This window comes from Streptomyces sp. RKAG293, from assembly GCF_023701745.1.
GTDB lineage: Bacteria > Actinomycetota > Actinomycetes > Streptomycetales > Streptomycetaceae > Actinacidiphila.
This window is the reverse complement of the sequence record NZ_JAJOZB010000001.1, coordinates 2,601,413-2,614,397: the sequence shown is the minus strand read 5'-3', so window position 1 is coordinate 2,614,397 and position 12,985 is coordinate 2,601,413. Positions and strand designations below refer to the sequence as shown.

Below are 12,985 nucleotides of genomic sequence, written 5' to 3'. Positions count from 1 at the left end.
TGGTGAAGCTGGATTCGATGTACCAGGAAGTGATCCTGGACCACTACAAGCACCCGCACGGGCGTGGCCTGCGCGACGGCGACGCCGAGGTGCACCACGTCAATCCGACGTGCGGCGACGAGATCACGCTGCGGGTGAAGCTCGACGGCTCGAAGATCGTGGACGTCTCCTACGAGGGCCAGGGCTGCTCGATCAGCCAGGCCAGCGCCTCGGTGATGAACGAGCTGGTGGTCGGGCGCGAGCTCGACGAGGCGATGAAGGTCCAGGAGGTCTTCCTGGAACTGATGCAGTCCAAGGGCAAGCTGGAGCCGGACGACGCGATGGAGGAGGTGCTGGAGGACGCTGTCGCGTTCGCCGGTGTCTCCAAGTACCCGGCGCGCGTGAAGTGCGCCCTGCTGAGCTGGATGGCGTGGAAGGACGCGACCGCACAGGCGCTGTCCGAAAGGGAGTCAGCATGACCGACAACGCAGAAGTGGCCGAGGCCGCGGTCGAGACCGCGTCCGTAGTCACCACCAAGCCGGCCTCCGAGGAGGAGGTCCGCGAGGCGCTGTACGACGTCGTCGACCCCGAGCTGGGCATCGACGTCGTCAACCTGGGCCTGATCTACGGCATCCACATCGACGACTCGAACGTCGCGACGCTGGACATGACGCTGACCTCGGCGGCCTGCCCGCTGACCGATGTCATCGAGGACCAGGCGCGTTCGGCGACGGACGGACTGGTCGCCGACCTCAAGATCAACTGGGTCTGGATGCCGCCGTGGGGCCCGGACAAGATCAGCGACGACGGTCGCGAGCAGCTGCGGGCGCTCGGCTTCAACATCGGCTGAGCACGCAGCGCTGCACCCGCACCGCCCGCACCACCGGACGGCCCGCACGCCTCGCGCGTGCGGGCCGTCCGCCGTTGTTCGCCGGATGTATGCCCTGCGGGTGTCCCTCGTTGGCGGCTGTGCCCGAGGGTTTGCCACGACATCAGCGACGTCGAAGGGCACTCCTCGTGCAGCCTTACGTTTCCCCGTCCGTCCGCAGGGCCGGTCTGGCCGCGGGTGCGGCTCTCGCCCTGGGCGCCATGGGCCTCGCCGCTCCCGCCCACGCGCACGCCGCGAGCTACGGCACCCCGGTCATCACGCTGTCCGCCACCTACCTGTCGGGCGCCGTCGGCGCGACCGGCGACCCGGTGGTCACGGCGACGGTCTCGCAGAGCGGCGCCGACGCCTCGGCGCTCACGGTGGCCGCCTCGGTCAGCTCGAAGTCCGCCGTCGCGGGCACGGGCGACGTCACGGTGACGGGGACCGGCGGGGCCCGCCGGGTCGCGGTGGCCGCGCACGGCTCCGGCTACACCGATCTGACGCTGAAGGTCACCGGTCTCGGCGGCAAGACCGCGACGAAGACGCTGCACTACGCGGCCTCGCCGGCGGTCCAGTTCGCCGCGGACACCCGCTACTTCACCGGTTCGAGCGACGCCTCGGCCGCGGTGGACGTCGGCGGCGGCTACGCCGTCGTGGCCGACGACGAGTCCAACACGCTGCGGCTGTACGACCGCGCCGCGTCCGGCGCGCCGGTGCGCACCTGGGACTTCAGCTCCTCGCTCGGGGTCTCCAAGGAGATCGACATCGAGGCGGCGGCCCGGGTCGGCAACACGATCTACTGGACCGGCTCGCTGGGCAACAACAAGGACGGCGAGATCAAGGCCGACCGCGCCACGCTGTTCACCACGACGGTGACCGGCTCGGGCGCGAGCACCCAGCTCGCGCTGGGCGGCAAGTACAAGAACCTGCGCGCCGACCTGATCGCCTGGGACAAGGCCAACGGCAACCACTACGGCTTCGCGGCCGGCGCCGCCTCCGGCGAGGTGCCCAAGCAGATCGACGGGTTCAACGTCGAGGGCCTGGAGTTCGCGCCCGGCAGCACCACCACCGCGTACATCGGGTTCCGCGCCCCGCTGGCCCCGCACGTCCCGGGCGGCAAGGCGCTGATCGTGCCGGTCACCAACATCGACAAGGTGATCACCGGCACCAAGGCCGCCTTCGGCGCCCCGATCGAGCTCGACCTGGGCGGCCTCAGCATCCGCGACATCCGCAAGAACGCCGCCGACCAGTATCTGATCGTGGCCGGCTCCTGGGCCGCCGACGACAACAGCGACCCGTACGCGCTGTACTCGTGGGACGGCGTCCCGGGCCACGCCCCGGTCCAGCGCGTCCAGTTGCCGACCACCGACGCGGGCGGCTGGGAGGCCGTCGTGGACGTCCCGGACCTGACCGTGCCGGGCGCCCGCGCTCAGCTCGTCACCGACGACGGCTCGGCCGACCTGTACGGCGACGGCACCGAGGCCAAGGACCTCACGCACCCGGAGTGGAAGAAGTCCCGCGCGACCTGGTTCACCGTGAGCTGACCCGGCGGAACGGCGCCCATGTGTACGGGCGTACGCATCGTTGCGTACGCTTGTACACATGGGCTACATCATGCTGGGCGGCGCCATCCTCGCCGAGATACTCGGCACCACCGCGATGAAGTACAGCGAGGGCTTCAGCAGGCTGTGGCCGTCGGCGATCACGATCACCGGCTACGTCATCGCCTTCACGCTGCTCGCGCAGACCCTGAAGACGATCGAGGTCGGCACCGCGTACGCGATCTGGGCGGGCGTCGGCACCGCGACCATCGCGGCGATCGGGATGGTCTTCATGGGGGAGACGGCGAACGCCGCGAAGGTCCTCGGGGTGCTGCTGGTGATCGCGGGCGTCATCGTGCTCAACCTCGGCGGGTCGCACTGATGGCCCGCCGCTACGACCCCGACCGGCGCCGCCGCATCATCGACGCCGCGATCCGGGTGGTCGGCGAACGCGGCATCGCCGGGCTCAGCCACCGCTCGGTTGCCGCCGAGGCGGACGTCCCCTCGGCTCGACCACGTACCACTTCGCGACCCTCGACGACCTGCTCGTCGCGGCACTCCGCCAGGCCAACGAGGGCTTCGCCCAGTCGATCCGGGACAGCCCGCTCTTCGCCGAACCGGGCCCGGGGACCGGACCGGTCACGCCGGCCGCCCTCGCCGACGAGCTGTCCCGGCTGCTGGAGGTGTGGCTCTCCGGCGACCGGACCCTGATCGAGCTGGACTACGACCTCTACCTCGCCGCCCTGCGCCGCGAGGCGGTCCGCCCCATCGCGGCGGAGTGGGTCGACCAGGCCACCGCCCTCCTCGCCACCCACACCGACCCGTCCACCGCCCGCGCCCTGATCGCCCTCATCGACGGCATCTGCCTCCAGGTCCTCCTGACCGGAGGCACCTACGACCGCGCCTACGCCCGCGAAATGTTCAGCCGGCTGCTCGGCTGACCGGCGGGCCGGCGTGTTGCGCCCTGAAAGGCGTGACGGACCGCCTTCGCGGAGCCCCCGGCCACGACGCCTCCGGCGGAAACCCCGTTCCGCATGCCGGGCCGGTTGGGCATCGGGCGTGACCAGCGGCTAGCGTGCGAGGCATGACTGACACGACCGCTTCGACCGTTAACCGCTCCACCGGCGCCGTTGCCGCCGGCCTTGCCACCATCGCCAATGACGGCACGGTCCTGGACACCTGGTACCCCGCCCCCGAGCTCGTCGCCGACCCCGGTCCGGCCGGCACCGAGCGGCTGACCGCCGGGCGCGCCGCCGAGCTGCTGGGCGCCGCCGCGCCGAAGGCGCTCGGACCGGACCCGCGCCGCGGGGTGGAGGTCGTCGCCGTACGTACCGTCATCGCCTCGAGCGACGACAAGCCGCTCGACGCGCACGACGCCTACCTGCGCCTGCACCTGCTCAGCCACCGTCTGGTGCGCCCCAACGGGCAGAACCTGGAGGGCCTGTTCGGGCTGCTCGCCAATGTCGCCTGGACCTCCATCGGCCCGGTGCCGATCGCCGGGATCGAGGCCGCGCGCCTCGCCGCCCGCGGTGAGGGCCTGCACCTGTCCGTCTACGGCGTCGACAAGTTCCCGCGTATGACGGACTACGTCACCCCCGCCGGCGTCCGTATCGCCGACGCCGACCGCGTCCGCCTCGGCGCGCACCTCGCCGCCGGCACCACCGTCATGCACGAGGGCTTCTGCAACTTCAACGCCGGAACGCTCGGCACCTCCATGGTCGAGGGCCGCATCTCGCAGGGCGTCGTCATCGGCGACGGTTCCGACATCGGCGGCGGCGCGTCGATCATGGGCACCCTCTCCGGCGGCGGCAAGGAGGTCGTCTCCATCGGCGAGCGCTGCCTGCTCGGCGCCGAGTCGGGCATCGGCATCGCGCTCGGCGACGACTGCATCGTCGAGGCCGGCCTCTACGTCACCGCCGGCACCCGCGTCACGCTCCCGGACGGCCGGATCGTCAAGGCCCTGGAGCTCTCCGGCGCCGACAACATCCTCTTCCGCCGCAACTCCACCACCGGCACGGTCGAGGTCCTGCAGCGCACCGGCTCGTGGGGCGGCCTCAACGAGCTGCTGCACAGCCACAACTGACGCACCGGAACAACGGAACAGCGCGACGGCCGGCCCCTTCACGACAGGGGCCGGCCGTTCTGCATGCTCTTTCAGTTGTAGATGTTGTCGGCGTACCGGGGGCCGTAGTAGACCTCCAGGTCCGCCAGCTCCTCGTCCTTGCGTTCCAGGCTCTTCGCGATCCGGGCCCGGGACGGCGCCGCGTCCGGGTTCCAGGCCTCGTGCTTCCAGAGCGCGGAGCGCAGCAGCGCCTTCGAGCAGTGGTAGAAGACCTCTTCGATGTCGACCACCAGCGCGAACTGCGGGCGGTGGCCCTTCACGATCATGTCGTCGAAGAACGCGGCGTCACGCACCAGCCGGGCGCGGCCGTTGATGCGGAGCGTGTCGCCGCGCCCCGGGATCAGATAGATCAGGCCGACGTGCGGGTTGGCCAGGATGTTGTGGAAGCCGTCGGCCCGGCGGTTCCCCGACCGCTCCGGGAGGGCGATCGTGGTGTCGTCGAGGACCAGCGTGAACCCGGCGGGGTCGCCCTTGGGGGAGACGTCGCAGTTGCCGTCCGCGTCCGAGGTGGCGACCAGGCAGAAGGGCGAGGCGGCCAGCCACGCCCTGTCGTGCTCGTGCAGGCCCGGCCGCTCCTTCGTCGCGTCCCGCTGCGACGGCTCCCCGAGCAGTTCCCGCAGTTCCGCCGCCGATGTGATCTCCCGCATCTCCAACGCCCCCTGTGAGTTCCGCCGAGGAACCCACACGCTACCGGAGCGCTCCGCGACCAGGACGGCGCGGGACGCCCGCCGATACCGGCGGGCGTCCCGGTCCTCATGCCGCCCCGGACCTCAGGCCGCTACGGGCGCATGCCGCTACGGGCGGATGCGGACGACCTGCGGGTCGTGGTCGCTCGCCTGGTCGGCGAACTCGGAGTTGATGTGGACGACGTCGTAGTCGGGCGAGCCGAGGGAGGGGCTGACGAGGATGTGGTCCAGCACCTGCGAGTTGCCCTGGAAGACGTACGAGTAGCGCTCGCTGGGACGCAGCGTCAGGACGAGGTCCTTCAGTGCGCGGCCCTCGGTGAGCCGCAGGCCGGCGGCGGAGAACTCGTAGTCGTTGATGTCACCGAGGACGACGACGCGGGCGTCCTTCTGAACCGCCTGGATCTGCCGTACGAAGGTGTTGACCTGGACGGACTGCTGCAGGCGCTTGGTCTCGGAGCTGCGCACCACCGGCTGGGTGCGGCTGGTCAGCGGGCTGTCGCCGCCCTTGGAGGCGAAGTGGTTGGCGATGACGATGACGGGCTTGCCGCGGAAGGTGAACTCACCGGCGAGCGGCTTGCGGCTGTCGGCCCAGGCGCTGTCGCCGGGGGCGATACGGCCGGGGGAGACGCTGAGCGCGGCCTTGCCGTGGTTGCTGGAGACCCAGACGGGGGTGGTGGCGTCGCCGCCGGGCCGGTCGGTGAAGGAGACCCGTGCCGGGTTGTAGAGGAACGCCTGGCGGATGTTGCCGCCGGGCTCGCCGCCGTCGGTCCCGTTCGTCGGGTCGATGGAGCGCCACTGGTAGCGCGGGCCGCCGGCGGCGACGATCGCGTCGATGAACTTGTTCACCGTCTGGTCGGCGGCGACCGTACCGTCGTTGACGGCGCCGTTGTTGTCCTGGATCTCCTCCAGGGCGACGATGTCGGGCGAGGCGAGGTGCGTGACGACGCCGACGGCGAGCCGGTCGAACTTGGTCTGCGGGTCGGACGGGTCGAGGTTCTCGACGTTGTACGTCGCGACCGCCAGCTCGTCCTTCTTCTGCTTGCGGGTGGTCTCCGGCTGCAGGCCGCCGGAGGTGACCGTGCCGATGGTGCGCGCGGTGAGGGTGTAGCCGCCGAACTGGTTGAAGTCCAGGGGGCCTTCGGTGGTGCCGGTGAGCACATCGCCGACGTTCGCGGTCGGGAAGGGCTGCTGGGCGAGCGGGATCAGCGACTGGATCTGCAGCCGGCCGGAGTTCTGGTTCGCGTAGCCGCCGTAGACGGTGCCGCCGCGCGGGGTCGGGTTCTCCTTGGGTCTGACCGTCACCCACAGCTCGGAGTACGGGTCGGTGGCGCCGACCACGCGCGTGTCGGCGACCTGGACGTTCATCCCTTCCAGGGATTCGTACAGGTCCAGGGCGTACGTCGCGGGCCGCAGCGGCAGCGCCTCGATGCTGTTGGCGGCCGCCGCGTCGCCGGCCGGGGCGTACGCGGCGGGGACGTTGGCGCTGTTCAGCACCACCGGGGCGGGCAGCGCGTTGCCGGCGGAGACGACGGTCACCACCGGCTTGGTGATCTCGGTGACGGACTGGTCGCCGATGGTCTTGCCGCCCGGGTAGTACTCGCTGACCGTGCCGGAGACCGTCACCGAGTCACCGACCGCCACCGTGGGGTTGGAGCTGGTGAAGACGAAGACGCCTTCGCTGGTCGCCGGGTCCGCGTCCGGCGTCGGGTCCTGCATCCAGAAGCCCTTGGAGGAGCCGTAGGCGCGGACGCCGGTGACGATGCCGGGCACCGAGGTCACGGCCTGGCCGGACAGCGGGGACAGCCGGGTGGCGCCCTGGAGGTCGTGAATGCGCACGCCGTCGGCGGCGGTCGTGTTCGCGGTCGCGGACTGCGGCATGGCCAGCAGTCCGGCCGCGAGCGCGGCGGTGGCTATGGCGCCGATGGAGCGAGGGGTGGTCAACGTGGCCTCCGTGAGGGATACGGGCGAGCGCGTCACTGAGTGCGATCAACGGTCTCCGGTATGAGTTCTACGCGCGTCAATTTCCTTGTACGGCAGGTGTGTTGTCAAGAGCCCGACAACGGACGAAAAGCGAACGAACCTTGACCGGAAGGTGAACCGGACGTGCCGCGTGCCGACGCGTCTAGGCTGGGTTCGCGCTGCCCCACTGGCGCGGCGCCGTCACCCCCACCGCTGTTGAGGAGAACCCCGCCATGGCCGCTGACCGCCTCGCCCTGCCGCCGGTGCGGCTGCTTCCCGAGGACGAGCTGGCACGCCTCGCGCTCGCCGTACCGCTGCTGGAGCGCGCGGTCCGGCTGGCCCGCTGGGCCGGTCCCGGCACCCGGGTCGACGTCATGGGCGAGCTGACCGCGGACGACCGGCTGCGCGCCGCGGCCGAACTCGGCCTCACCGCCGACCAAGACGGGCTGGCCGAGACCTCGCAGGCCTGGGGCATCGCCATCGACACCGGCATGGTCGAGCTGGAGATCGACGAGGCCGCCGGTGAGGCCACCGAGCCCGGCGACCCCGCGGGATCGGCACTGCCCGGCGAGGCGCTCGCGCAACTGGCCGCCGGCGAGCCGCAGGACGTCCTGGAGGTCTGGCTCGCCACCGCGGAGACCGCCCTCGCCGAAGCCGCTTCGCCGGACTTCGAGGGGCTGCGCGCGGCCATCGGCGGCGACCTGGACGACGACGGGGTCCTGGACCTCGACGCGCTGGACTGGGACCCGGAGGAGGAGGCCGAGTTCCTCGACACGGCGCTCGCCAACCTGTACGCGTACAGCGCGATGGAGGAGGCCGGGTACGAGTCCGTGCCGCTGCCCGTCCTGGCGGCCTCGCTCGTCGTCCCCGAGGACATGGGCGAGCCGACGGACGCCGTCCTCGAGGAGGTCACCGAGGTCATGATGCGGCTGGACGACCACTTCCGGCTGCTCGCCCCCACCGGCCTGATCGAGTACCGGCCGGTCGACGACGCGCTCATCGAGGAGACCGACGAGGACGAGAGCGCGGGCGACGTGGCCCTGCCGGCGGAACTCGACCCGGAGGAGATCTCCCGCTACGGCCTGGTCCGGCTCACCCCGCTCGGCGTGTTCGGCGTCCGCGCCCGGCTGCTCGACGCGGGCGCGCACGCCCCCGCCACCGGCGACCTCGCCGACCGGACCGCGGCCGTGCTCCTGGACGCGATGACCGACTACCCGGACCAGGCCGCCCGCGCCGAGGCCGAACTGTGGCTCGACGGCCGCAAGCCCGACGACGCGGCGCGCGAGCTCCTCACCGCCTCCACCGGCGACGACCTGGGCGCGCCCGGCCGCCGGCTGATGTGCCAGCAGACCCTCAGCCTGCTCGGCCCGGACGCGGAACCGGCGCTGCGCGAGGTGCTCGGCGACCGCCAGCTCGGCGGGCTGGCCCGGGTGTGGCTGACCGAGCGCGGAGCGCGGGACGTGCCGGCGCCGGACGAGGCGATGGTGTTCTGGCTGACCGTCGACACGCTGGCAGCGCAGCTCGACTCGGACAGCGGACCCGAGCTGCTCGCCGAACTCGTGACCGGCCTCGTCGCCCAGCACGACGGCTTCTTCGACGCGGTGTGGCGCGTCGACCACCCGGCCACGTCGGACGTCCTGGAGGCGATGGGACGGCTGCACCCCGACAAGACGGTCGCCAAGACCGCCCGCAAGGCCGCGTTCAAGGCCCGCTCCAAGGCGAACAGCTGAGGCAGGCGACGCGGGGTCCACACCGCGCCGACGGCCGTCGTTCCGGGCCGCACGGCGTCGCGCAAGATGGTGCGGCGCCCTGCGGCCCGCGCGGCGAGGCGCCGTTGCGCTGAGGGGCGGGGCGCCGCTATACCGGGGTGGGGCGCCGTCGCGCCAGGGGCCGGCCGGGCCGGAGGAATCCGGTCCGGTCACGTTGTCGAGCTCATCCGTACGTGGCCCGCCCGTGGCCGGACGCAGTTCACACGGAGTTCTTGTCGGGGCAGGAGCGTAACCGCCGCAGCCCGCGACAGAAGGAGCCCAGAGTGCCGCTCACCCGAAGAGACTTCGTTCAGCGCACGGCGATCACCGGTGCCGGTGTAGCCCTGGCCGGTGCCGTCGACGTACTCGCCACCGCCCCGGGCGCGCTCGCCGCGGACACCCCGGCCACGACCGCCGCCAAGGGGGCCGCCGCCGGGCACCACGCGCCCGAGCTCGGCTACGGACCGATCGTCGAGGACCCCCAGGGCCTGCTCGGGCTGCCGGCGGGCTTCGCGTACCGGGTCATCACCCGCACCGGCGTCACCACGCTGGAGACCGGTGAGTCCACCCCCTCCAACCACGACGGCACGGCCACCTTCGAGGGCGTGCGCGGTGCCACGCTGCTCGTCACCAACCATGAGCTGAAGGGCAAGAGGGCCGCCTGGCCGAACCCGGTGCCGCTCATCGAAGGCCTGGTCTACGACCCGGCGGCGGCCGGCGGCTGCACCGTCGTCGAGGTCGCGAAGCACGGCGGCCATGTCGCCGAGTGGGTCGGCATCGCCGGTACGTCCACCAACTGCGCGGGCGGCGCGACTCCCTGGGGCACCTGGCTGACCTGCGAGGAGACCGAGGACAAGGCCGGCCAGAACGGCATGACCAAGGACCACGGCTACGTCTTCGAGGTCGACCCGTACAACCGCAGGGCCAACCGCGACCCCAAGCCCATCAAGGCGCTGGGCCGGTACGCGCACGAAGCGGTCGTCGTCGACCCCAAGCGCGGCCACCTGTACCTCACCGAGGACGCCTCCGGCCCGAACGGGCTGCTGTACCGCTGGACGCCGCCGGCCGGCTTCCACCACGGCCGCGGGCACCTGGACTCCCTGGGCGAGACCGCCGGCGTGCTGCAGGCGTTCAAGTGCTTCGACTCCGGCGGCAAGTTCGTCGACGACCTGTCGCGGGCGACGAAGACCGGCACGGTCTACGGCGTGGACTGGGTCGACGTCCCGGACCGCGACGCGAAGACCGTGTCGGTGCGCAAGCAGTTCGCGGCGGGCGAGGTCACCCGGGCCCGCAAGCTGGAGGGCATGTGGTGGGGCGACGGCGGCACGTACATCGTCTCGTCCTACGCCCGTGACGAGAGCCCGGTGCAGCACGACGGGGCGGTCTGGTTCTACGACCCGAAGCGCCGCACCCTGACCCTCAAGGTGCTGCTCGGCGTCAACGCCGACCCGGGCGCCGACGGCCCGTTCGACGGCCCCGACAACATCACCGTCTCGCCGTACGGCGGCCTCGTCATCGCCGAGGACGGCGCCGGCATCCAGCACCTCTTCGGTGCCCTGGACGACGGCCGGACCTACCCGATCGCCCGTAACGAGCTGAACATCGGCACCGACCTGGAGCCGGCGTACAGCGAGTTCACCGGGGTGACCTTCTCGCCCGACGGACACACGCTGTTCGCCAACATCCAGGAGCCGGGGATCATGCTCGCGATCACCGGCCCCTGGCGTCGGCAGAAGCACTGCTGACCCGCCGCCCCGGCCGACCCTGCTGATCAGGTGACCAGCCGGCCGTTGTGGCGCTACAGCGCCGCGGCGGCCGGCTTCACCATGCCCTTGGCGCTGCGGGAGTCGATGAAGTCGCCCAGGGCGGTCATCTCCCACTCGCCGGAGAACTGCTTGACCATCTTGCACATGAGGACCCCGGTGCGGGCCTCGCCGTTGGTCAGGTCGAAGCGCACCAGCTCCTCGCCGGTGGCGCCGTCCAGCAGCCGGCAGTACGCCTTGGCGACCTTGTTGAACTTCTGCCCGGAGTAGGAGTTGACGGTGAAGACGAGGCCGGTGACCTCGGGCGGCAGCCCGCCGAGGTGGACGGTGATCGTCTCGTCGTCGCCCGCGCCCGCGCCGGTGAGGTTGTCGCCGGAGTGCTGGATGGCGCCGTTGATGATGCTGAGCCGGCCGAAGTAGCAGGTCTCGATGTGGTTGCGGGTCGGGCCGTACGCGATGACGGAGGCGTCCAGGTCGATGGCCCGGCCGCCGAAGGCGGGCTCCCAGCCCAGGCCCAGCCGCACCGAGGACATCAGCGGCTTGCCGCCCTTGACCAGCGAGACGGACTGGTTCTTCGTGAGGCTGACCCGGCCCTTGTCCAGGTTGATCTTCGTGGGAGCGGCGGGCGCTGCCGGAGCGGCGGGCGCGGCCGGGGGCTGCGGCGGGGGCGAGCTCGGCATGACGGGCGGCGGGCCGAAGCCCTGCGGGGCGGCGGGCGGTGTCTGGGGGGCTGCGGGTGCCTGCGGTGCTGCGGGTGCCTGCGGGGCCGCGGGTGCCTGCGGGGCGGCCGGAGCGGCGGTGGCGGGCTCCTCCACGCTCACCCCGAAGTCGGTGGCGATCCCGGACAGCCCGTTGGAGTACCCCTGGCCGACCGCGCGCACCTTCCACGCACCGCCGCGCCGGTAGACCTCGGCGACCACGAGCGCGGTCTCCGAGCCCAGCCGGGGCGGGGTGAACGTCGCGATGACGCTGCCGCTGTCGGCGTCCCGGACCGTGGCCGTCGGTTCGGTGCCGGCGAAGGTGGCTCCCGCCGCGTCCAGGCTCGCCGTCACGACGATCTTCTCGATGCCGTCGGGCACGGCGCCGGTGTCCACGGTGATGGAGTCGGGTCCGGTGCCGCGGCCCGACTGGTGGGTCACGCCGGGGCCGTTCGGCTGGTTGTAGAAGACGAAGTCGTCGTCCGAGCGCACCTTGCCGTCGGCGGTGAGCAGCAGGCCCGATACGTCGAGCCGCACGGGTGCGGTGACGTCCACCGCTACGCGCGGTACGGAGAGCGGGACATTCGAGCCGGGTGTCATTGCGGTCATGCCCGGGTAACGATCGACCCGGCTTTGCGGTTCCATTACCTTGCGTCATCCGTGGAGAACGTGCCGGGCGCGCGGTCCGCTTCCGCCGTCAGTACGGCCAGACCGGGGGATTGGTGCAGAAGGGGCCGCCCAGGTGGGCGTGGTCGGGGTTGGCCGGGTCGAGTTCGCCCTGCTCGGCGATGAGGGCGGCCGCGTAGGGCTCGGAGTCGTCCTGCGGCTCGTAACCGAGCGTGCGGGCCGTGGCCAGATCCCACCAGAGGCGGGTGTTCGCCGAGCTGCCGTAGGCGACGGTGTGCCGGACGTCCTCGGCGGTCAGCGCGGCGTGCAGCAGCCGGGCGCAGTCGGCGGGGCTCATCCAGACCGAGAGCATCCGCACGGAGGTCGGCTCGGGGAAGCAGGAGCCGATCCGCAGGGAGACGGTCTCCAGGCCGTGCAGGTCCCAGTAGAGGGAGGCGAGGTCCTCGCCGAAGCACTTGGACAGCCCGTAGAAGGTGTCCGGGCGGTGCGGGGTGCCGATCGGGATCAGCGGGTCGTCACCGGTGGGGCGCGGGGTGAAGCCGACCGCGTGGTTGCTGGACGCGAACACGACGCGCCGTACGCCTTCCTGGCGCGCCGCCTCGTAGAGGTGATAAGTCCCTTCGATGTTGGAACGGAGGATCTTCTCGAAGGGTGCTTCCAGCGAGATGCCCGCGAGGTGGATGATCGCGTCGACGCCCCGGACCGCCTCGCGCAGCGCGTCGGCGTCCGTGAGATCGGCCGTGACGGCGTCCGGTGCCCCTGCTACGGGCCGGACGTCCAGCAGGCGGAGTTCGTAGCCGTACGCGGGCAGCAGTTCGCGCATCAGGGTGCCCACGCCGCCCGCGGCGCCGGTGAGCAGGATGGTGCGGGGAGCAGGCATCGTTCTCCTCCGTGGACATCATTCATATCTATGGACAGGCTAAAGAGCGCCCCTGGCACCGTCAAGGCATGCCCGTTCGCTTGACCGGCGCGGCTGGACTCGCTTAGCGTGGCA

At 71.7% G+C, this 12,985-nt stretch carries 11 protein-coding genes and 1 pseudogene; 8 read left to right on the top strand and 4 right to left on the bottom strand.

The features are described from left to right. Positions 1-2: 2 nt before the first annotated feature. From sufU to dapD, 6 genes and pseudogenes are all read left to right on the top strand, one after another. The gene (gene sufU / locus LNW72_RS11520; RefSeq protein ID WP_138356353.1) at positions 3-458 is read left to right on the top strand and encodes a Fe-S cluster assembly sulfur transfer protein SufU; all 456 of its coding nucleotides are present in this window, start codon (positions 3-5) and stop codon (positions 456-458) included. Beyond that, the gene (locus LNW72_RS11515) at positions 455-829 is read left to right on the top strand and encodes a metal-sulfur cluster assembly factor (RefSeq protein ID WP_250975312.1); all 375 of its coding nucleotides are present in this window, start codon (positions 455-457) and stop codon (positions 827-829) included. Before sufU ends, LNW72_RS11515 begins: the two co-directional genes overlap by 4 nt. A 239-nt stretch (positions 830-1,068) precedes the next feature. Beyond that, positions 1,069-2,391, top strand: a complete 1,323-nt coding sequence (locus tag LNW72_RS11510) for a hypothetical protein (RefSeq protein WP_250980109.1) — start codon at positions 1,069-1,071, stop codon at positions 2,389-2,391. Positions 2,392-2,449: 58 nt separating this feature from the next. Beyond that, positions 2,450-2,770: a multidrug efflux SMR transporter gene (locus LNW72_RS11505; protein WP_250975311.1), complete on the top strand. Its 321-nt coding sequence runs from the start codon at positions 2,450-2,452 to the stop codon at positions 2,768-2,770. Continuing rightward, positions 2,770-3,329 (top strand): annotated as a pseudogene (locus tag LNW72_RS11500) (TetR/AcrR family transcriptional regulator). The gene LNW72_RS11505 and the pseudogene LNW72_RS11500 overlap by 1 nt, the downstream one beginning before the upstream one ends. 143 nt (positions 3,330-3,472) lie before the next feature. Further along, complete coding sequence (gene dapD, locus LNW72_RS11495) at positions 3,473-4,471, top strand: 2,3,4,5-tetrahydropyridine-2,6-dicarboxylate N-succinyltransferase (RefSeq protein WP_250975310.1); 999 nt, start codon at positions 3,473-3,475, stop codon at positions 4,469-4,471. 71 nt (positions 4,472-4,542) lie between these two features. Here dapD and LNW72_RS11490 read toward each other — a convergent pair whose 3' ends face one another. Both LNW72_RS11490 and LNW72_RS11485 read right to left on the bottom strand, forming a co-directional pair. Then, positions 4,543-5,157 carry a pyridoxamine 5'-phosphate oxidase family protein gene (locus tag LNW72_RS11490; RefSeq protein WP_250975309.1) on the bottom strand — a complete coding sequence of 205 codons (615 nt, stop codon included), beginning with the start codon at positions 5,155-5,157 and terminating at the stop codon, positions 4,543-4,545. 147 nt (positions 5,158-5,304) lie between these two features. Then, the gene (locus tag LNW72_RS11485) at positions 5,305-7,137 is read right to left on the bottom strand and encodes an endonuclease/exonuclease/phosphatase family protein (RefSeq protein ID WP_308401921.1); all 1,833 of its coding nucleotides are present in this window, start codon (positions 7,135-7,137) and stop codon (positions 5,305-5,307) included. A 251-nt stretch (positions 7,138-7,388) separates the two neighbouring features. On the opposite strand from LNW72_RS11485, the gene LNW72_RS11480 reads away from it, so the two are divergent. Continuing rightward, positions 7,389-8,885, top strand: coding sequence for a hypothetical protein (locus tag LNW72_RS11480; RefSeq protein ID WP_250975308.1), 1,497 nt, complete (start codon positions 7,389-7,391; stop codon positions 8,883-8,885). Between the two features lie 302 nt (positions 8,886-9,187). Beyond that, positions 9,188-10,648 (top strand): alkaline phosphatase PhoX, encoded by a 1,461-nt coding sequence (locus tag LNW72_RS11475; protein ID WP_250975307.1) that lies wholly within the window; start codon positions 9,188-9,190, stop codon positions 10,646-10,648. A gap of 53 nt (positions 10,649-10,701) precedes the next feature. Here LNW72_RS11475 and LNW72_RS11470 read toward each other — a convergent pair whose 3' ends face one another. Together LNW72_RS11470 and LNW72_RS11465 are read right to left on the bottom strand one after the other, a co-directional pair. After that, on the bottom strand, positions 10,702-11,964 hold the full coding sequence (locus LNW72_RS11470; RefSeq protein WP_250980107.1) for a TerD family protein: 1,263 nt from the start codon (positions 11,962-11,964) through the stop codon (positions 10,702-10,704). A 97-nt stretch (positions 11,965-12,061) separates the two neighbouring features. Further along, a complete protein-coding gene (locus tag LNW72_RS11465) occupies positions 12,062-12,871 on the bottom strand; it encodes an NAD(P)-dependent oxidoreductase (protein WP_250975306.1) in 810 nt (269 codons plus the stop codon). Positions 12,872-12,985 lie beyond the last annotated feature (114 nt).

Excerpts from the sequence above, each read along its gene's own strand:
- LNW72_RS11515 (WP_250975312.1), top strand. The coding sequence starts at position 455 with ATGACCGACAACGCAGAAGTGGCCGAGGCCGCGGTCGAGACCGCGTCC.
- LNW72_RS11510 (WP_250980109.1), top strand. The coding sequence starts at position 1,069 with ATGGGCCTCGCCGCTCCCGCCCACGCGCACGCCGCGAGCTACGGCACC.
- LNW72_RS11505 (WP_250975311.1), top strand. The coding sequence starts at position 2,450 with ATGGGCTACATCATGCTGGGCGGCGCCATCCTCGCCGAGATACTCGGC.
- dapD (WP_250975310.1), top strand. The coding sequence starts at position 3,473 with ATGACTGACACGACCGCTTCGACCGTTAACCGCTCCACCGGCGCCGTT.
- LNW72_RS11490 (WP_250975309.1), bottom strand. The coding sequence starts at position 5,157 with ATGCGGGAGATCACATCGGCGGCGGAACTGCGGGAACTGCTCGGGGAG.
- LNW72_RS11480 (WP_250975308.1), top strand. The coding sequence starts at position 7,389 with ATGGCCGCTGACCGCCTCGCCCTGCCGCCGGTGCGGCTGCTTCCCGAG.
- LNW72_RS11470 (WP_250980107.1), bottom strand. The coding sequence starts at position 11,964 with ATGACACCCGGCTCGAATGTCCCGCTCTCCGTACCGCGCGTAGCGGTG.
- LNW72_RS11465 (WP_250975306.1), bottom strand. The coding sequence starts at position 12,871 with ATGCCTGCTCCCCGCACCATCCTGCTCACCGGCGCCGCGGGCGGCGTG.